Source organism: Gracilibacillus halophilus YIM-C55.5 (assembly GCF_000359605.1).
GTDB lineage: Bacteria > Bacillota > Bacilli > Bacillales > Amphibacillaceae > Gracilibacillus > Gracilibacillus halophilus.
In genome coordinates this window covers 15,759-35,617 of record NZ_APML01000012.1, presented here as the reverse complement: position 1 = coordinate 35,617, position 19,859 = coordinate 15,759, and the positions used below count along the sequence as shown (strand labels likewise).

The window sequence follows — 19,859 nt, the reverse complement described above, 5'->3', positions numbered from 1 at the left end:
TTGACAAAAAAACCTCTTCAAGGATGAAATGATTCGATCCTTGAAGAGGGATTATTTATACTTGAAATCTTTTCATCATTTCTTGTAATTGTTCCGATAACTCTTTTAGTTCATCAGAAGTTGATACTAATTTATCGGTCACATTGAGTTGTTCTTCAGTTGATGCAGACACTTCTTCGCTAATGGCTGATGATTCTTCTGCTGTTGCACTGACTTGCTGAATCGTTGATGTCAGTGTATCTTGTGAGTTCCGTAATTGTTTAATCGATTCAGTCACTTCTGCAATTTTATCATCAAATGCACCCATTCGCTCACCAACATTGTTGAGTATGGATTGCGTATCTTCAGCTTGTTGGACTTGTTCGCTGAATCGAGGAGTTGCTTCCTCAAGAACTTGCAGTGTGTCATCGACTTCATTGACAATTTCATTTGTAATTTCTTCTACTTTATCAATAGAATTCTTTGATTGTGTTGAAAGTTTACGAATTTCATCAGCAACAACAGCAAATCCTTTGCCAGATTCACCTGCTCGAGCCGCTTCGATCGCAGCATTTAATGAAAGCAAGTTCGTTTGTTGCGCAATATCTGTTAACATTTCCATCACTTGATTAATCTGTTCCGTACTGTTTTTAAGTGTATCGACCTTTGTTGAAAGCGCGTTGGTCATTGTTTCACTATCTTTTGTTTTCGTTACTAATTGATTCATTTTTTCTAATCCATCGTAACTACCGTTCACGACTTCTTTGGCAAAATCTTGCATCTCGGTGTTATTGTTGTAGACATTTTCCACTTCTTGATAAATCGTAGATGCGAGTGTATTGCCTCGTTCGGCTTCATCCGTTAATCCAGTAGCGCCACTTGAAATCTCTTCAGATGCACTTGCAACTTCTTTTGCAGATTGTGATTGTGACTGCGCAATATCTGTTAATTCAACCGCTGCATCTAATACTTTTGTAGAAGAGCTGCGCGTTTGATTCATCATTTCGGATATGTTTTCGAGCATATGATTAAAGCTATTTGATAATTCGCCAATTTCATCTTTTCGATTTGCTTGATCCGAACGGACGCGTAAATCCCCATCTTCTGCAACTTGCATTAATCCAGATATATTGGATATTGGTCGAGCAATGGTTTTAACGATTCGACGTGCGAATAGTAAAGAGAATAATAAGGATAACAAAATAATGATAACAGTAACAATAAAAATAATTTGCGTATCCTTTGTTAATTCACTTTCGGGTACAGAACCGACCAAATATAGATCAGACGCTTGTGAATTGTGTTGAAACACGAGTTGGCCCTTGCGTTCTACCATATTTTTTTCTGAGTCAATAGCTATTTCATATTGATAGGGTTTGCCAATCTCTTCTTCATTAAATGAAAATACAACTTCGTTATTCGTATCCACTACCCTTGCTAACCCATTTTCTCCGAACCGGACGTCTGCTAAAGCATCTTGAAAGATTGGATAGGCTAGTTCCATAATCAGCATAAAGTTCGAGCCATTTATATTTAAGGTTTGTGCAAAACTAACGGTAGCATTACTATTATTGTCCGAAACACCACTTTTTTTGCCACCAATCCAGTATGTACCTTTCGTATTTACCGCTGAATCATACCAATCGCTATCAAAAAATGCGGCTTGAGGCGCGCCCTCAGTTGACGAAATAATTCGCTCCTTATCGACATTTAGTAGGTGAAGTGTAATATTCGTATTAATCGTACTAATCGCCGCAAGCTCATCATCGATGATTTGTTTTTGAGAAAAATAATCGAAATTGTTTGTGTTTGCGTTTTCAAAAGTGTTTAACTCAAGAAGTGTGTCTCTGAAATTGTCTGCCATTAAGATTTCGGTTACTCTGTCACGATAGCGTTGAATCATAAAGTCTAACTTATCGCCAGTTTGAATGACAGTTTGTTCAGAAGCTCCTGTTACTTTTGACTTAATAATATTATTAGAAATAATATAAGACGAAACACCTACTATTAGAACGCTTGCAAAAACAGTGGCTAAAATACTGATTGACATTTTGGTACTAATTGAATGCTTCCGATTCACGTTCGAATGCTTCCATACTTGACTTGCGGAATGTTCATTTTCAGATTTTCTCGACCTCCTCATGTTCATTTTGTGCAACAGTGAGCTCCACAGTTGTTTGATTGAACGCTTTTGTTTCGGTGATTGTTGCTTCACCTTTTTCTTGAACATCTGTAACTACCCCCTAGACTCTCTTTCTTTTACCATCGTTTTTGTAATGATGATAAAAATTATAAAAAGTAAAAAAGGTTAACCTATTTTATGAGTCATAGTCATGGTGTAGATGTTTTTAATAGGTAATTTAACCGATTTAATAGTACGAATTGATTATAACATGTTTAGGAAAAAATAACGATACTATTTCGAAAAAAATATGGAAGCGTTTTTTAAATAACAGAAAAGTTAATTCGTTCGATTTATTTTGCCTAGGATATTATCGTATTGTGAAGCGAATGGAGAAATGCTGACATTACGTTAGCAGGTTGAGGGTAAAAGTGGAGTGTGTTACCCAATCGATGATAATCATTGATTGCCAAAAATAGACCCGAATGTTAACGGATAATATCAACGAACATTCGGGTTTATCTTATCTTTTCATATCTTTTATTACCGATAGCAATGGTCACCATCACAATAGTCAGCATCGGTTGTTGGCGTGAGGTCTTGTAATCCGTCTTTTTCTTCTTCATGCACTCTTTCAATCGCTTGTAAAAACGTTTCCGTTGGTTGAGCACCAGAAATCGCGTATTTTTGATTGATAACGAAAAATGGTACACCGGTAATTCCAAGATTCTGTGCTTCAGCTTCATCAGCGCGTACATTATTTGCATAAAGATTTGAATCTCTTAGAATCGTCTCTACTTGATGAGGGTCTAACCCGATATTTTCTGAAATAGTAGTCAATGTCTCTTGATCGCTAAGATTTTTTGATTTAGAAAAATATTGATGTAACATTTCTTCGGTAAATGTTGCTTCTACACCCATTTCTTTTGCATACTTTGCCACTCGATGTACATCAAAAGTATTCGTTGGTTTCATGGTATCAAATACGAATTCTAACCCTACGGACCTCGCTTGTTCTCGAATTTGGGCGTTGGCTTGTTTAGCTTGTTCTATGCTCATACCGTATTTTTTTGCCAAAGATTCATGAATGCCTGTTCCTTGATATGTGGGTGCGTTTGGATCTAACTCAAAACTTTTATACTCTATATGAACAGATATATTTTCTGGATATCGTTCGATTGCTTGTTCCAATCTCCGTTTTCCAATGTAGCAAAATGGACAAACAAAATCGGACCAGATTTCGATTTTCACTTTCATCACCTCAAACTATCCATTTCTTCTATTTTTACATAGAAAAATTAGATAGCAAAGCGATTTGCACAAAAACGATGGACCATTTGAAGATACACATCACCCGTATGATTCAGTTTTTTGTTTTATTTTCGATTATCTTTTTGATCTAATTCATCCATGATGTCTTGTTTCATTTCGTCATATATTTCATCATACATCTCCTCTTTCATCTCTTCATATACTTCTTCTTTCATTTCTTGCCGAAATTCCCCTTTTGCTTGATCTACCCGCTGTTGTATTTGACATTTGCGATCCAATCTCCAATCATTACTAAAAGTAATCATAATCCCAATAATCATAACGATCATTATAATTGCAAATGGAAGTGCAGCGATAATCGATGCAGTTTGTAAAGCATGTAAGCCACCCCCACCACTGAATAACAAGACGCTAGCGGCTCCAGCAATTAATAGCCCCCAAGTTAATTTTACGGACACTTTTGGTTCTAAATCACCATTAGACGTCATGGATCCTAATACAAATGAAGCCGAATCAGCTGAAGTAATAAAAAATATTAGAATGAGGACAATGGCTAATAAATTCGTAATCAAATGTAGAGGAAGTTCGCTTAATGTAGCAAACAATGCAATTTCGACTTGCGAATTTACTAATGCAGCTAAACCACCAGCACCGAATCGTTCAATATATAATCCTGTTCCTCCAAAAGTTGTAAACCAAATGATAGCTAGTATAGAAGGTACAATTAATACTCCCGCCATAAATTCTCTGATAGTTCTTCCTTTGGAGATTCGAGCTATAAACATACCCATGAATGGTGCCCATGAAATATGCCAAGCCCAAAAGAAGATTGTATTGGTTCCGAGCCATTCGCTTTCCGAAAATGGTGTTAATGTTAATGCCATTGGTACGACATTGGTTATATAACCCCCAAGTGTTGTGACGAAACTTTCAGCGATAAATAATGTTGGACCTACAATGAGCACGAAAAGTAATAATAACGCAGCAACTGTTAAATTGATGTTGCTTAAAATTTTTATTCCGCGGTCAAGTCCTCTGGCTGCAGACATCATAAATAAGACTGTTACGATTGCAATGATGATTAATTGGGTCCAAGGTGAGTTCGGAATAGCGGTAACATGTGATAATCCGCCTGTGATCTGCATGGCACTTAAACCGAATGTTGTTGCTACACCCGTACATGTGGCTAACACCGCTAATATATCAATTGTTTTACCAAGTGGACCATCGACGCGTCCACCAATCATTGGATAAAAAGCAGAACTGATGAGAGCTGGGCGATCTTTACGAAATTGAACGTAAGCAAGTGTCATGCCAACAATGGAAAAGATGGCCCAAGGATGCAATGACCAATGATAGGCGCCGTATCGCAAGCCAGCGAGTGCCGATTCACGAGTCCCTGGTGTATAGCCGAATGGTGGATCCATGTAATAGAGAACAGGTTCAGCTACTCCCCAAAATACGAACCCCACACCGATACCCGCAGCAAATAACATACCGATCCATGAAAACCATGAGTATTCAGGGCGGTCATCGCGTTTGCCTAATCGCAGTTTTCCATATGGACTAATGGCTAAGGCAATGACAAACAGAACAAAGAAGGCGGTAATAAGCATATAGAACCAACCAAAGTTCGTAATCATCCATTCCAATCCGTTATTCGCAACTTTTTGTAAGGTAGATGGTGAAAGAGCCCCCCAGATAACAAATAAAGTAACAAAAATTGTCGAAATAACAAAAACAACACCGATGTTCCCTACTTTTTTCATTTGTTGATCATTCGCCATTTGCTGTCGACGTCTCATGATAACAAGACATCGTTGTCCCCCCTTGTTGATCATTCGTCCTTTTGTACGGATATTTATAGCATGTACTTTCTAAGCTGATTTAAACAAAATCTAGACACTGTATTAGGGATTCGTTTGATTATAAAAATAGGGGGCTGGTTGAGGTGAATGCCAAGGCAAGTCTTATTTTACGCGCATACAATGTAATAGATTATCTGTGCAGATAGATAATCAAAAGAAGGAACGCTAGCTACTCATATGTGTAACACAGAGGAGGTGTTCAAAATGCTGGCCGATTACATTCATTTTATGAAGGATGATTTTTGGTTTATTGTACCAGCGTTGTGGTTCATTGGTTATGCTTGTAAACGAACACCGTTTATACCCGATTGGCTTATTGTTTGGATCCTTTTATGCATAGGAGTGCTAGCATCATGTTTCTTTTATGGCTGGTCTGTTCGTGCGATAGCAGATGGTGTGATCGCAACAGGGATTGCTGTCTTTAGTCATCAAATCGTAAAGCAGACGAGTGCACGTGATCAAATCGAATAAAGGAGGGAATCCATTTTGGCAGAATTTAAAGGTTATCGAATCACAAGTCCTTATGGTAATCGAACACATCCCATCAGTGGTGGGGCTGATTTTCATTCTGGTGTCGACTTAGTAAAATCACATCAAGCACCGATCCACTCATTCACTTCAGGCACTGTTTTATATGCAGGATTTGGACAAAGTGGTACTGGTTTTGGTGGATATGGGAATGTTGTTTTTATTAAAGACCGTAACAATCGTGGATTACTATATGCGCATTTAGATCGAATAGCTGTAAGTAACCATCAGCGTGTTTCAGAAGGGGAAGTCATTGGTTATCAAGGTGCGACAGGATATGTAACGGGTTCACATTTGCATTTTGAGGTTCGAAAACAGGCAGAGTCGAGCCCGCCTTATGGTTATCGCAGCAACGAAAGTGCTTCTACCATGGACCCCATTGAATATATACAACAAAGAACAAGTAGCTCTCAGCTTATAGAGAGTGGCGACCGAGGTAGTGATGTGGAAGATATACAACAAAAATTATTGCGCTTAGGCTACGCACTTCCTACGTACGGGTTGATGGTATATTTGGGGATGAAACAGAGCGAGCGGTGAAACATTTTCAGAGAGATCAGCAGATTAAAGTGGATGGTATTGTTGGTCCGGTAACACAATCGAAATTTCAAGAAGCCACGCAAATTGTAGATAATTACCCTGGATATTACATTAGTTTAGGCAGTACTGGTGAAGTAGTAAAACATATTCAACGACGCGTAGGCGCGGAAACGGATGGAATATTTGGTCCAAAAACACAACAAGCAGTGAAAGCATACCAACAAAAACATGGACTAAAAATAGATGGAATTGTCGGTCCGAAGACATGGAACCATCTTTTTTAAAGCATTAGAGCAGTCATTTTAATGGCTGCTCGTTTTACGTCTTATGAAGTTAGATCCTTTGAATTTTACCTAATTTCAAAAGAATTAGGGACAAAAGACTTAATATTTTGAAAATTATGACGAAATAATGAAGTAAGATAGATTTTAGGGGGTACATCATGAAAAAATTGAAACTTCGCTCGCGATCAGTAAAAACAAAACTGGTAACCGTTACATTTTTATTGTTAATGGTACCATTAGTATTACTTGGTTACTTGACCTATCAACAAAGCAAAGATTCATTAAATGAATTAGGTAAAACAAACTTAAAAAATTCAGTCGTTATGACGCTTGAAATGATTGATTCATTAAATGAAGAAGTAGAACAAGGCAATCTCGAACTGAAAGAAGCACAAGAACAAGTAAAAGAAGCGTTATTAGGGGAGCGGCAAAATGACGGTACAAGGCCGATTAATACGTCCATTGACTTGGGTAAAAATGGGTACGCTTACATTTCTGACCAAGAAGGTCTATTGCTCGCTCATCCAAATATGGAAGGTGAAAGCTTATGGGAAGAGACAGATTCGTCGGGCAATTACTTTGCGCAAGAATATACAGAAAAAGCAATGAATGGCGGCGGATATACGTATTATGATTGGCCGCTTCCACATAATGAAAATCGTGTAGAAGAAAAAGTGATTTATTCTGCTTATGACGAAAATTGGGGTTGGGTCGTTAGTGCAAGTACGTATTTAATGGATTTTAATCAACCGGCCAATCATATTCGTTATATGGTATTCATCGTGACTTCAATTTTTATTATTATTGGCGGATTGATTACGTGGTTATTTGCTAATCGTATGACGAAAGGACTCCACCATGTGATGCAACGGATGAGAGATTTATCGAGTGGCAAGTTAGCACAAGAACCATTACATGTAAAAACAAATGATGAATTTGAGACGTTAGCGAATGAAATGAATACGATGCAAAATCAATTGCATGAAATGGTTGCTAATATTGATCATGTTTCCAATTCATTGCAACAACAAAGCACAGGACTAAATAAATCGGCTCATGAAGTGAAAACAAGTTCAGAACAAGTAACGACAACAATGGAAGAATTGGCTTCAGGTGCGGAACTACAAGCCAACCATGTGAGTACACTGTCAGAAAAGATGGAAGGTTTTCGACAAATCGTAAACGAAACGGATACAAAGGGAGCTGAGGCTTCTAATGAGTCGAATGAAGTGTTGAATAAAACATCAGATGGGAAAGAGTTAATGGAGTCATCAACAGAGCAAATGAAAAAAATCGATTCGATTGTAAAAGATGCCGTTCAAAAAGTAGAACACTTGGATCAGCAATCACAAGAAATTACGACATTAGTTGGCGTGATTAAAGATATCGCTGAGCAAACCAATTTACTAGCATTAAATGCTGCCATTGAAGCGGCACGAGCAGGTGAAGAAGGAAAAGGCTTTGCCGTCGTTGCCGATGAAGTACGTAAGTTAGCTGAACAAGTATCAAATTCAGTTACAGAGATTACAAATATTGTAAACCGTATTCAAACAGAGTCTTCTGACGTTTCAGCATCATTAAAAACGGGCTATCAAGAAGTCGAACAAGGGTCTCGACAGATTGAGACCACTAGTGAAACATTTACTGACATTCGCTCGGCAGTGACGAATATGGTAGAAAAAATTCAAACCATTACAAAAAATATGAATGATGTATCGAGTCAAACAAGTGAAATGAATGAATCGATTCAAGAAATTGCTTCAACATCAGAAGAGTCTGCTGCGGGCATTGAGGAAACATCAGCATCTGCTGAAGAATCGAGTACGTCCATGGAAGAAGTGTCCAAACAAGCGAATCAGTTAACAGAAATCTCGGATGAGTTAAAACAAATGGTCGACCAATTTGAATTGAAAAAGCAAAGAGATGACCAGTAATAACCATTAACCTATTTTCGATTATAACCGAGCGTAATGTTTACGCTCGGTATTTTTACTTAGACATAAAAAATGATCGATCATCTAGCAAAACGATAACTAATGGTGAATTAAAACGCTTGCATATAAATAGAAAACTGTTATAGTGAATGGTTGTTATACATATTCCGATTGACCAGTACAGGATTGCAATGAAACGTGAAGGGGGGAGGGAAATGTTATATAAATTAAAGTTTTTTCATAACATTTATTATGGTTGGTTGATCTTGTTCATTGGCGGATTAGGAATCTTTTTCTCAGGGCCTGGGCAAACATATTCCAACTCACAATTTATCGATGAATATATACGTGACTTTGGTTGGTCACGCTCAGAAGTTTCTAGTGTCTATTCAATAGCCACTTTATTAGCAGGTTTGTTAATGATCTATGTTGGAAAGTTAATTGATAGAGTCGGGCAACGTGCAATGATGGTCATTGTCGGTACGTTGTTAAGTATTGCTTGTTTTTACAATAGTATCGTATCGAGTATTTGGATGTTGGCCATTGGTTTTTTCTTTATTCGTTTGCTTGGTCAAGGTAGTATGTCGCTGATTCCTAATACGCTTGTAGCACAATGGTTTATTAAACGAAGAGGACGAGCTTTTAGTCTGAAAGCTTTATTTGGTTTTGCAAGTGCAATGTCATTTCCAATTATTAACACAGCACTTATTCAGACATGGGGATGGGAAGTTGCTTGGCGATTTTGGGGAATACTTATCATCATCATATTTGTCCCACTTGCTTTTTTCGGAGTGAAAAACCGACCAGAAATGATAGGCCTTGAACCAGATGGATTACAACCACCTAATAGACGGGAAGCTACAGGTGGTTTTCATACGCCAATTGTGGAAGCGGAAAAGAACTGGACATTAGCGCAAGCCAAACGAACAAAGGCGTTTTGGGCTATATTAATTTGTGTTGGGATCCCTGCTATGGTGAATACAGGCATTACTTTTCATATTACATCAATCTTCAATGAGAATGGACTATCATTAGAAATTGCTGCAATGGTACTTAGCTTAATGGCTTTTGTAGGTATCCCGATGTCTTTAGTGTCTGGTTATATTACCGATAAAGTGAAAACAAATTATGTATTTATTGTTATTTTCATCATCGAATTTGTGTTGTTACTCTTCTTACTAGTGACTAAAACGTTTTGGTTAGCGATTATTTTTGGCATATTATGGGGACTTGCTGGAGGCCTAGAGCGAATCGCGGTGGGCGTTGTTTGGCCCAATTATTTTGGGAGAAAGTATATAGGTAGTATCAATGGCTACGGAGCAACAGTCGGCGTTATTGGTTCTTCTCTTGGTCCATTGCCATTTGGGGTTGGTTTTGACTTGTTTCAAAGTTATACACCCGTATTATTAGCAACATTGATCTTCCCTGTATTGGGGCTGATCAGTGCTATTCTAGCCAAAAAACCAACTTCATTCAGTGACTAAAAAAATGTGAAACGGTAGAACCATTATGATTCTGCCGTTTACTCTCGAGGAAAGACAAAGGATTATGTTATGATAATGAAGATCAATATATAAAGTGGTGATGATTATGATAGAAGATACGGGTGAGCGAATCATTCCAGAAAATATGAATATAACCAATGAATTATTAATTGAACATCTAACGAGATATCATTTCTCGGTACCTTTTGTCCAGGGGAGGGTTTTAGATTTTGCAGCAGGCGCAGGATATGGTACACATATCATCGCGAAAAAATGCAAAAAACATATTGAGGAAATTATCGGTGTTGATATTGATCCAGACGTTGTAAAATATGCGCAGAAGCAATACTATCATCCATTATCGAGTTATCAAATAGCGGATGTAACGGACAATGATTTGTCAGATCAGCTTGGACGCTTTGATACGATTCTTAGTTTTGAAACGATTGAACATGTTGAAGCAGAAAATCAATTTTTAGAGAATGTATATCAGTTATTGAAGCCAGGTGGTACGTTAATCTTATCAACTCCTTTTGGTGCAGGTCGAGGAAAACCATGTGGGTCACCTTTTCATGTTCATCAAGTGACAGAAGGTGAATTTTTTGAAATGTTTCAGAATTTTTCAAGTAAAACCTTTTATTATCAAAAAGGGGCATTGATTGAACCTGCAGCCAATGCAACACAATCTCATTATCCATTAGGTATTGTCATTGCGAGAAAGTAGGTTTGTGACTATGGTCATGAATCTACTTTTTATTTTTATCCTTGTAGTCATAAATTCCTTACCATGATATAATGACTAGTCATAAAGATAGAATTTTTTTATAAAGGGGACAATACGATGCGACACTTACGGAAAATTAAGTTTAAGTTACCGATTATTATGATTCTTTTATTAGTCATTCCGTTAACAGTTGTAGGTATTATGACATATCAAAAAACGGAGATTCTCGAACGAGCGGTCATTCAAAAAGATGACATTGTAGACATTTCTCCACAATATCAAGACACGTTTCAAGAGTACGAATCCTTCCTTACACAAGTATCCGAAAGTGAGCAAATTCAATATGATTCGATTGAATCGGAAGAAAGCAGTACATATACGAATATGCCGGATACCAATGATCCTAGTTTAACAGCTTATTATGAGAATCATTTTACAAATTTAGCAGACGGTCGGGAATTTATCATTAACTTATATTTAGGCTTGCCTGATGGCTCTCTTTATTTGAATGATATTCCAGCTGAGGATGTTGATTTAAGTCAATATGATGCGAGTACGACCGATTGGTATCAAAAAGCTATGAATGCTTCACCGGATGAAGTGGTTTGGACAAGCCCATATATTGATACAGCAACAGGACAACCTATTATTACACTAGCGAAGCAAGTACAAAATGCTGCTGGTGAAACGATAGGTGTAACAGCCATTGATTTCGACATGTATAAAATTGCCACTATGTTGCGACAGGATATATTACAGACAACGCTGATAACGATGGCAGTTTCGATTATTATTGGCTTAGCAATTGTCATCTTTTTCGTTCGAGTGATCCAGTATAATTTGCGAAAGATTCAAACCGAACTGGATCGTCTAGCGGATGGAGATTTAAGTGGATCAGACCTTGAAATGAAAGGCAATGATGAATTTACGACGTTAGCTCAATCGATCAATCAGATGAGACTGAATCTTTATCAAATTGTCAATCAAGTAATGATCGCAACTGGTCGCGTCATGAATCAGAGTGACAATTTACAGAAATCATCAGAGCAAGTGAAAGAAGGAAGTGAGCAAATTGCTGCAACTATGGAAGAACTTTCTTCTGGTAGTGAATCACAAGCGAATCATGCATCAGATTTAGCAAGTTCGATGGATCAATATAAACAAAAAGTAACGAATGCGGCTGAAAAAGGCGAAACTGTCGCTTCAGAATCTGACCAAGTTTTACAATTGAGTAAACAAGGGGAAGAGAAACTCCATCAAGTCGAATCTCAGATGAATACGATTCAAAACATGGTAGGAACGGCTTATGATAAAGTATCAGGCTTAGATAAACGTACAGAAGAAATTGATAAAATCGTTGATGTCATTAATGATATTGCTGAACAGACCAACCTTTTAGCACTGAATGCTGCGATTGAAGCATCGCGTGCAGGTGAGGCAGGAAAAGGATTTGCTGTAGTAGCTGATGAAGTTCGAAAATTAGCAGAACAAGTCAGTCAATCAATTTCAGAAATAAATCCGATTGTCGCAAGTATACAGGAAGAATCAGGTGAAGTCGCAAAATCACTACAGTCAGGCTATCAAGAAGTTGAAAAAGGAACCGAACAAATGAATCAGACGGGCGAGACGTTTGAAACGATCTATGAGTCGCTAAATCGAATGCTCAATCAGGTACAAACAATAGTTGGTGATTTAAAAGAAATAGATTCAAACAGCATTGAAGTCAATCGCTCGGTCGATGAAATTGCTTCTGTTACAGAAGAATCTGCGGCTGCAGTTGAACAAACTGCGTCCTCAGCTGAAGAAACAAATCAATCAATGGAAGAAGTCGCTAAAAGTGCAGACGAACTTGATGCTCTTGCGAAGGAATTGGAACAAGAAATTTCACGATTTAAAGTGATATAAACATTCGGTAATGAAACTCTCATCGCTGATGGGGGTTTCTTTTTTTATTGATGAATGGGTGAATATGTCAATAGAAATGGTTCTATGGAACTATATACGAATGGTGTAAGATTAAATATAATAATGTAAATTGATAAAATTCGATTAATTTCGACATAAACTGTTTAGGGGGTAGGTGGGTTAAGGATGGCTAACAATGAAAACATTTATTTACAAATTTTAAAAGAGAATATGACGGATCAAATATATATTATGCAAGCACAAAAGCAAGGTTTCGTCTATTATTTTCTGAATCGACAAGCCATGAACGAAACAGGTTTAACGGAGAAAGTGATAGGGCTTACATTGCATGATGCTTTACCGAAAGAGAAAGCTGCGTTTTTACATGATCAATATTTGCATGTATTAGAAAGCCAAGAACAAATAGAATATGTCGATGAATTTCAAAGCGACAGCGGTGAGCGCTATATGAAATCGAAGTTATTTCCAATTAATGATCAGGAGAAGTCTCTTACATTTGTTGTCGCAGTTGTGCAAGATATCACGGATCAAGAAAAGACACAGTCACAAATGGAACAAATATGGAATGAATTGGATCGTAGCAAGAAAAATTATCAGTCACTATTTAGCGATAATCCAGATGCGATTTTAGCATTTGACTTACATGGGGAAATTGTAAATAGTAATCCGCAAACTGAACAATTAATCGGTTATCGACCAACCGAACTCATTGGTAAAACGGCAGAGCATATCTTTTTTTATGATAAAGAAATAAACAAATTATTTAATCAAAATAAACATCAACAAGTACGTACGAGAGTCTATCACAAACAAGGGCATTCAGTAGACGTAGCTATTAAGGTGACACCTTTAATTATTGATCAAGCGGTTGAAGGCATTTTTGCAATCATTCGTAATCTATCACAAGAACATCAGTCCCAACAAAAATTGTTAGAAAGTGAAGAACGGTTTCGTATTATTGCTGAGAATGCACATGACTTGATTTCATTAGTGGATCGTAACGGCAAAATTATTTATGCATCACCGTCTTATCGCAAGATTGTCGGTTTTCATGACCAAGAATTTTTCGGTAAAGTGTTTTTACATCAAATACATCCAGACGATCAAGATACGTTATATGAGTTAGTTACCGGATCGATACAAAATGGCGAACCGTATTCTGCACAAGTTCGTCATAATACAGAATCAGGTCAGTATATTTGGATTGAATCTTATGGAACGCCTGTATTTGATGTGATTGGTAACTTTAAATATATGGTCGTATTATCACGGGACGTAACCCTTCAAAGGAGATATGAAGAGCAATTAGAGCATTTTGCCATGCACGATTCATTAAGCGACCTACCGAATCGTCGCTTGTTTCAAGAAAAATTAAGATATGCACTCGAACAATTTCAAAGGAATGAAGAAGCCATTGCAGTTATAATGTTAGATATTGATGATTTTAAGTCGATTAATGATGAATACGGTCATGATATTGGCGATGAAGTGATTGTCGAGTTTGGCCAAAGAATTCAACAAATAATTAGTCGAGATGACATTGTGGCAAGGCTTGGAGGGGATGAATTCATCGTCTTGCTCCGGCGCGCACAAGGCCAATTCGATGTAAAACGTTTTGCGAGAGAAATTAAACAAAAAATCTATCAACCATGGCCGTTACATGGTAATCAATTACATGTAACAACGAGTATTGGAATAAGAATTCTCCAACCCAATGATTCACTGGATGCAACGCAATTAATGAAACAAGCAGATATTGCTTTATATCAAGCGAAAAAAGGCGGGAAAGATGGCTATTACGTTTTTGATCATTTTTAATCGATAGCAGTTGACAAAATACCTATAAGGGTATATAGTAATCATTGTACAGCAAATGAAAGGTATAGTAGTTGGCTTATTCTGATAGATTTAGTATGATATCAGTACAAGTTCTTATATGAAAGGAGTGTCTTCATCATGGAATATGATGCGAAAACGAAAAACCGTATGAAACGAATTGAAGGCCAAATGCGCGGTTTACTAAAAATGATGGATGAAGGCAAAGATTGTCGAGATGTGGTTACACAGATGTCTGCTGTACGTAATGCACTTGATCGCACCGCAGCGCTAATTGTTAGTTCAAATCTCGAAAAGTGTATACGAGATGAGAAAGAAAACGGAGAAAGTTCTGAGGAATTAATACAAGAAGCAGTTAACTTATTAGTCAAAAGCAGATAACATACAGTTTTAAAATAGAGTGTTGGTGACACCACTCTATTTTTAAGACTTTCTTTTATACCATAACGGGTATATGTATAATTTTTAAAGGAGGATGACGATGTCTGAAAACAAGAAGACTACAATTGTACTATTTAGTGGAGATTATGATAAAGCGATGGCTGCATATATTATTGCCAATGGGGCAGCAGCATATGACCATGAAGTTACCATTTTTCATACCTTTTGGGGTTTAAATGCTTTAAGAAAAGATGAGCACCTTTCTGTAAACAAAGGTTTGTTGGAGAAAATATTCGGGAAGATGATGCCTAGAGGGGTAGACAAAATGGGTCTTTCTAAAATGAATTATCTAGGCATGGGCAAAAAAATGATAAAAAATGTAATGAAAAAGCATAATGCAACTTCACTCCCTGATTTAGTTGATATGGCTCAAGAACAAGATGTAAAATTAATTGCTTGTACAATGACAATGGATTTATTAGGATTAAAAAAGGAAGAATTGTTAGATCATATTGAGTATGCAGGAGTTGCCGCCTATATAGGTGACTCTGAAGATGGCAATATCACACTATTTATCTAAAATGGGAGGAATTAAAGAATGAAAGAGATTGAAGCAAATCAATTAGAAGAAAAAGTAAACAAAAAGGATGAAGTGAACATTATTGATGTTCGCGAAGATGAAGAAGTTGCCGAAGGAATGATTCCTGGTGCAAAGCATATTCGTTTGAGTGAAGTTCCCGAAAGATTAGACGAATTAGATAAAGACAAGCATTATTACATGGTTTGCCGTTCAGGTGGAAGAAGCGGAAAAGCATCGCAATTTTTAGAAGAAAACGGATATGATGTTACAAATGTGGCAGGTGGAATGCTGGCTTGGGATGGTGACGTAGAAAAACCATCTTAAGGAAAGGAGAATGGATCAATGATTGAATCTGATAAGGTGTTAGATGCAACGAATGTGGCATGCCCAATGCCCATCGTGAAAACGAAAAAGGCTATGCAAGAATTGAACAGTGGTGAGGTGCTTGAAGTTCATGCAACAGATCAAGGGGCGAAGAGTGACCTTACCGCATGGGCAAAATCTGGCGGACATGAATTGCTAGAAGACTCAGAAGAAGATCAAATTCTAAAATTCTGGATTAAAAAAGGCTAACAATCGAAAATACTTTGACATGTGATCCCCCCTACCATATTGAGTGGTGGGGGTATTTTTTTGATAGCATGATGAAGCAGATAAAAATAATTGCGTCAAACAGAAGAAATGGAAGGAGCTGTTTGCTTAGAAAATCAATATATGCTTCAAATAGAAGAAACGAAAGGAGTTATCAGCCTCATAAATGCATATATGAGGCTAATAAGCGAATCAAGCGGATTTGTTTGCATCAAAAATTCATTTATCTTGCCAATCGATGATTGATAAGAAGCTGTTTGACTAGTAATAGGAATGGAGCAAACAGAATGAAACAATGTGATCGTTTGACACGTAGTAATATAGGTATAGAATCACTTCTAAAATACAATGAATATGATATAATAGTACCAATTCGTAAAAGTAGAATACTTCATATCTTAAGTTTAATCATGAAATATATTATTAGAGAAACGGTAGGCATGACTTACGTTCATATATTAAAATGACAGAAATTCAAGCAATAATCGACTTACTCGGAGGAGTTAGCCATGAGATGGATGAAATTTGTAGGAAATAAACATATCATCGCGTATCTGATATTTCTTATCACAGGGGTATGTGTGCAGCTAATCGAAATTCCTCTGTTATTCGGTCTTTCAATCAGCTTAATCCCAATTTGGTATTTAGCGATGAGTCGATTATTCGGGCTTGTGCATGCATTTATAGCTCTTGCTTGTTTCTCTAGTGTGGCTTATTTTACCCATATTCATTTTCCTGTCATTTTGTTTGGTTTTCTCCAATTAATCATTATCGGTGGTTTATATCAACGCAAAGGAAAAGATTTATTTACTTGGAGTTTCCTATATTCGATATTCATACTTGTCACTTATTTTGTTGTCGTTTTTTTTATCGATGCAGAGATTATCGGGCCGGTGACGAATTTTTATATTCTAAAAAACATCATCAATATATTAATTGCTTCGTTACTAGCGGATATTGTTAGTGACTATCTTCCTTATGTTCCGTGGGTTAGACATTTTCTTGCAAAACAGAGGCGATTATATTTTGGTCAAATAATTTCACATATGATCATGATTGCAGCCGTCATCCCTGTATTAATTATTATTTGGTTGAATAGTTCAATGATTGAAGAAGAGCTTTTACAATCGTATGAAGATGCATTAATTGAGCTAGATGAACGGTTAAATGAACGTGTGGCGGAAATGGACGCTAATGAAATTCAATATTTTGAATTAGATGCTGACTTAGAAAAAGCAAGAGTAAAAGCACTACTGGAACCTTATATAAATGATAATCAAAAAAGCGTAATCATTTTAGATGAAAAGGGAGACGAGTGGCTTACTGTGACAAATGGATTGCCTGATGACAATATCATTCAAACATTGCAAAATGGTTATACCCAGTCAATCCACGAAAACGGATATATATGGGTACCTAGTGATGATGCTTCAGTATTTCATTGGTTCCAAGGATACTATATTGGATCGAGTCATTTCTTAAATAAACAAGTGATGTTATTGATTCCTTTAAGTAACATAATGATAGATGTCACTGATAATACTCAAATTTATTTAATTTTTGCGATGGTTGTGCTTTTCGTCGCGCTACTTTTTGGTATGATCACGAATCACATTTTATCGAAGTCACTACGCTTTTTGACAGATTTAACATCGGATTTGCCAAACAAATTAAAGGAACAACATTTTAAATGGCCAGATACGAGGATTGATGAATTTTCACGGTTAGGCGATAATATTAAAATTGTAGCGATTCAGTTTCAGAAGATGATGAAAGAAGAAAGCAAGCAGAATGAATTACTGATTGAAAAAACGAATCAATTAATTGAATCGGAAACGAGGTTGTATGAACTAGCACATTTTGATAATTTGACAAAATTACCGAATCGTTACTCGTTTTATGAAGATATGAATCAAATCATAGAAGGAGATGACTTTCAAGAAGATCCTTTTGCTATATTATTTATTGATCTGGATAAATTTAAACAAGTCAATGATACGTTAGGACATAGTGGTGGTGATGAATTGTTGAAAGGAGTTGCGCACCGTCTCAAACAGTTTGAACAAGATTATCCGTCTATACAAATGTATCGGTTAGCAGGAGATGAATTTATTGCGATTGTTCGCCTTTCAGACAAGCAGTCAGTGCAAAATATCCGTCACGTGTTAATCAATGATATCAATCGCCCGATTTCATTATTTGATACACAAATACAGTTGACAGCAAGTATTGGCATCAGTTTTTATCCTGATGATGGTACAACCGTTGATGGTATCTTACATCAAGCAGATACGTTAATGTATGAACAAAAACAAATCACTCATCAAGAATTGGAAAAGGGGGAGGAGCATGAACAATAAATGGCTGTGTGTATATATTTTAATCATTGGAATCATGATGCTAAGTGGTTGTCATGCTTCTTTTCAATCCTATCAAGCTTCAAATTTATCAAATAATGGGCAAAATATCGACGAATCGCAATCACAAAATAATTCTTCAGACCGGTTGGTGATCTGGACACCAGAAAATGTTTTTGAACATTCATTGTCTAGTTTTCAAAATAAATATCCAGAACTCGAAGTAGAGATTGAAATCATTGATTCGAACCAACTAGTCAATACATATCGAGATAGTATAGTGAACCAACGTGTACCAGATGTAATGGTTATTCCTAATCAGCATTTAGGTTCATTTTCTAGCATCAATGGACTTGAAACATTAAATAGTAAACCTTATGTTAATGAAACGTTTTTTTCAAAGTTTCCTAAAGGGTTGTTAGAAAATCATAAAAATGCAACAGATGAAACGATGTATGCTTTTCCATTACTGTATTTCCCTTATGTCACTTTCTATCGAGCGGATATAATGGACAAGGCTGGATTTCCAAGTGATCCAGATAAATTATCAGAGTACTTAGCGAATGTCGATCGATGGTTGCGTTTAGCAGAAAACTTAAAAACAAAGGATCAGTACATGATTCAATCAAATTGGGCCATGATGGGATCTGTGTTACATTCGGCTGACTTTTTTGATGCTGGATATAATTACTTAGGGGATGAACAACCGATGGCTAAAGCGATTGAATCAAGCATTTTGGCTACAGAATATCAGTTATCCCCATATCTTAATATTTGGGAAGAAAACGGACGGCAAGCACTACAAAATGATCAACTCGTCATGTTTCATGCACCGAAATATGTGCAAAATTCTTTGAAGGATTGGGTGCCAGAACAGAAGGGAGATTGGGCGATTACGGACATGCCGTTTGGATTATCAGGAAATGAGAAGACATCCAGTTTATCAATGGCCATTCCTACAGATAGCGATAATAAAAAGGCAGCATGGGAGTTTATCCGATCGATGAGTAAAGATATGCTTAATATGTACCGAGAGATGGAAAATGATCCTTTTTATCGAAATGAGAACTTAAAGAAAACGTATTGGGATATGTTAAGTGAAAATGATAGGGGGCAACCGACACCACTCGATCAACAAGTAGAAATGGTATGGGAAGTGACATTACAACGAATAAGTACAAATCAAACGCAGATTAATGGTGATACGATGAATCAATTACACCAGTCTGTCAATCAACAAATCAGATATGATCGACGCTCCCTAATGAATTTATACAATACGGAATCAACGTCAAAATGAATGGGTGAATAGCCCATTCATTTTTTCATGCTAGAATGACTGGAGATTCCATATATATGAGTTTTGCATACTACCTATCTTGAATCGATATAGTTTTATTAGTATATGATGTTATAATGAGATTATAATATCGAAATAGTTGGTGATCGTATT

At 36.7% G+C, this 19,859-nt stretch carries 17 protein-coding genes; 14 read left to right on the top strand and 3 right to left on the bottom strand.

What is annotated here, in order from left to right; all coding sequences use genetic code 11:
* Nucleotides 1-55: 55 nt before the first annotated feature.
* The 3 genes from J416_RS02890 to J416_RS02880 form a co-directional block, all read right to left on the bottom strand.
* Complete coding sequence (locus J416_RS02890; protein ID WP_003464440.1) at nucleotides 56-2,209, bottom strand: methyl-accepting chemotaxis protein; 2,154 nt, start codon at nucleotides 2,207-2,209, stop codon at nucleotides 56-58.
* A gap of 435 nt (nucleotides 2,210-2,644) precedes the next feature.
* Nucleotides 2,645-3,352, bottom strand: coding sequence for a DsbA family oxidoreductase (locus J416_RS02885; protein WP_003464439.1), 708 nt, complete (start codon nucleotides 3,350-3,352; stop codon nucleotides 2,645-2,647).
* A gap of 125 nt (nucleotides 3,353-3,477) precedes the next feature.
* Nucleotides 3,478-5,178 carry a BCCT family transporter gene (locus J416_RS02880; RefSeq protein ID WP_003464438.1) on the bottom strand — a complete coding sequence of 567 codons (1,701 nt, stop codon included), beginning with the start codon at nucleotides 5,176-5,178 and terminating at the stop codon, nucleotides 3,478-3,480.
* Between the two features lie 267 nt (nucleotides 5,179-5,445).
* Here J416_RS02880 and J416_RS02875 point away from each other — a divergent pair, with 267 nt between their 5' ends.
* From J416_RS02875 to J416_RS02810, 14 genes are all read left to right on the top strand, one after another.
* On the top strand, nucleotides 5,446-5,712 hold the full coding sequence (locus tag J416_RS02875) for a phage holin family protein (protein ID WP_003464437.1): 267 nt from the start codon (nucleotides 5,446-5,448) through the stop codon (nucleotides 5,710-5,712).
* Nucleotides 5,713-5,727: 15 nt separating this feature from the next.
* Nucleotides 5,728-6,309, top strand: a complete 582-nt coding sequence (locus J416_RS14975) for a M23 family metallopeptidase (RefSeq protein ID WP_003464436.1) — start codon at nucleotides 5,728-5,730, stop codon at nucleotides 6,307-6,309.
* On the top strand, nucleotides 6,306-6,593 hold the full coding sequence (locus J416_RS16385; RefSeq protein ID WP_003464435.1) for a peptidoglycan-binding domain-containing protein: 288 nt from the start codon (nucleotides 6,306-6,308) through the stop codon (nucleotides 6,591-6,593). Before J416_RS14975 ends, J416_RS16385 begins: the two co-directional genes overlap by 4 nt.
* A gap of 158 nt (nucleotides 6,594-6,751) precedes the next feature.
* Nucleotides 6,752-8,527 (top strand): methyl-accepting chemotaxis protein, encoded by a 1,776-nt coding sequence (locus J416_RS02860; RefSeq protein ID WP_003464434.1) that lies wholly within the window; start codon nucleotides 6,752-6,754, stop codon nucleotides 8,525-8,527.
* A 215-nt stretch (nucleotides 8,528-8,742) separates the two neighbouring features.
* A complete protein-coding gene (locus tag J416_RS02855) occupies nucleotides 8,743-10,011 on the top strand; it encodes an MFS transporter (RefSeq protein WP_003464433.1) in 1,269 nt (422 codons plus the stop codon).
* Nucleotides 10,012-10,117: 106 nt separating this feature from the next.
* Complete coding sequence (locus J416_RS02850) at nucleotides 10,118-10,735, top strand: class I SAM-dependent methyltransferase (RefSeq protein ID WP_003464432.1); 618 nt, start codon at nucleotides 10,118-10,120, stop codon at nucleotides 10,733-10,735.
* Between the two features lie 117 nt (nucleotides 10,736-10,852).
* Entirely contained in the window at nucleotides 10,853-12,640 is a 1,788-nt protein-coding gene (locus J416_RS02845; RefSeq protein ID WP_003464430.1) for a methyl-accepting chemotaxis protein, read from the top strand.
* 186 nt (nucleotides 12,641-12,826) lie between these two features.
* Nucleotides 12,827-14,479 (top strand): sensor domain-containing protein, encoded by a 1,653-nt coding sequence (locus tag J416_RS02840; protein WP_003464427.1) that lies wholly within the window; start codon nucleotides 12,827-12,829, stop codon nucleotides 14,477-14,479.
* 138 nt (nucleotides 14,480-14,617) lie between these two features.
* The gene (locus J416_RS02835; RefSeq protein ID WP_003464424.1) at nucleotides 14,618-14,878 is read left to right on the top strand and encodes a metal-sensitive transcriptional regulator; all 261 of its coding nucleotides are present in this window, start codon (nucleotides 14,618-14,620) and stop codon (nucleotides 14,876-14,878) included.
* Between the two features lie 100 nt (nucleotides 14,879-14,978).
* On the top strand, nucleotides 14,979-15,458 hold the full coding sequence (locus J416_RS02830) for a DsrE/DsrF/DrsH-like family protein (protein WP_003464421.1): 480 nt from the start codon (nucleotides 14,979-14,981) through the stop codon (nucleotides 15,456-15,458).
* A gap of 18 nt (nucleotides 15,459-15,476) precedes the next feature.
* Entirely contained in the window at nucleotides 15,477-15,782 is a 306-nt protein-coding gene (locus J416_RS02825) for a rhodanese-like domain-containing protein (RefSeq protein WP_003464418.1), read from the top strand.
* A gap of 21 nt (nucleotides 15,783-15,803) precedes the next feature.
* Nucleotides 15,804-16,031: a sulfurtransferase TusA family protein gene (locus J416_RS02820; protein WP_083875520.1), complete on the top strand. Its 228-nt coding sequence runs from the start codon at nucleotides 15,804-15,806 to the stop codon at nucleotides 16,029-16,031.
* Nucleotides 16,032-16,558: 527 nt separating this feature from the next.
* Nucleotides 16,559-18,409: a GGDEF domain-containing protein gene (locus tag J416_RS02815; protein ID WP_003464413.1), complete on the top strand. Its 1,851-nt coding sequence runs from the start codon at nucleotides 16,559-16,561 to the stop codon at nucleotides 18,407-18,409.
* Nucleotides 18,399-19,706, top strand: coding sequence for an ABC transporter substrate-binding protein (locus J416_RS02810; RefSeq protein WP_003464409.1), 1,308 nt, complete (start codon nucleotides 18,399-18,401; stop codon nucleotides 19,704-19,706). Before J416_RS02815 ends, J416_RS02810 begins: the two co-directional genes overlap by 11 nt.
* Nucleotides 19,707-19,859: the final 153 nt, after the last annotated feature.

What these genes read in the sequence shown, in the direction of transcription:
- J416_RS02890 (WP_003464440.1), bottom strand. Translation starts at nt 2,209, where the DNA reads ATGTTCAAGAAAAAGGTGAAGCAACAATCACCGAAACAAAAGCGTTCA.
- J416_RS02880 (WP_003464438.1), bottom strand. Translation starts at nt 5,178, where the DNA reads ATGAGACGTCGACAGCAAATGGCGAATGATCAACAAATGAAAAAAGTA.
- J416_RS02875 (WP_003464437.1), top strand. Translation starts at nt 5,446, where the DNA reads ATGCTGGCCGATTACATTCATTTTATGAAGGATGATTTTTGGTTTATT.
- J416_RS02860 (WP_003464434.1), top strand. Translation starts at nt 6,752, where the DNA reads ATGAAAAAATTGAAACTTCGCTCGCGATCAGTAAAAACAAAACTGGTA.
- J416_RS02855 (WP_003464433.1), top strand. Translation starts at nt 8,743, where the DNA reads ATGTTATATAAATTAAAGTTTTTTCATAACATTTATTATGGTTGGTTG.
- J416_RS02850 (WP_003464432.1), top strand. Translation starts at nt 10,118, where the DNA reads ATGATAGAAGATACGGGTGAGCGAATCATTCCAGAAAATATGAATATA.
- J416_RS02845 (WP_003464430.1), top strand. Translation starts at nt 10,853, where the DNA reads ATGCGACACTTACGGAAAATTAAGTTTAAGTTACCGATTATTATGATT.
- J416_RS02840 (WP_003464427.1), top strand. Translation starts at nt 12,827, where the DNA reads ATGGCTAACAATGAAAACATTTATTTACAAATTTTAAAAGAGAATATG.
- J416_RS02835 (WP_003464424.1), top strand. Translation starts at nt 14,618, where the DNA reads ATGGAATATGATGCGAAAACGAAAAACCGTATGAAACGAATTGAAGGC.
- J416_RS02830 (WP_003464421.1), top strand. Translation starts at nt 14,979, where the DNA reads ATGTCTGAAAACAAGAAGACTACAATTGTACTATTTAGTGGAGATTAT.
- J416_RS02825 (WP_003464418.1), top strand. Translation starts at nt 15,477, where the DNA reads ATGAAAGAGATTGAAGCAAATCAATTAGAAGAAAAAGTAAACAAAAAG.
- J416_RS02815 (WP_003464413.1), top strand. Translation starts at nt 16,559, where the DNA reads ATGAGATGGATGAAATTTGTAGGAAATAAACATATCATCGCGTATCTG.
- J416_RS02810 (WP_003464409.1), top strand. Translation starts at nt 18,399, where the DNA reads ATGAACAATAAATGGCTGTGTGTATATATTTTAATCATTGGAATCATG.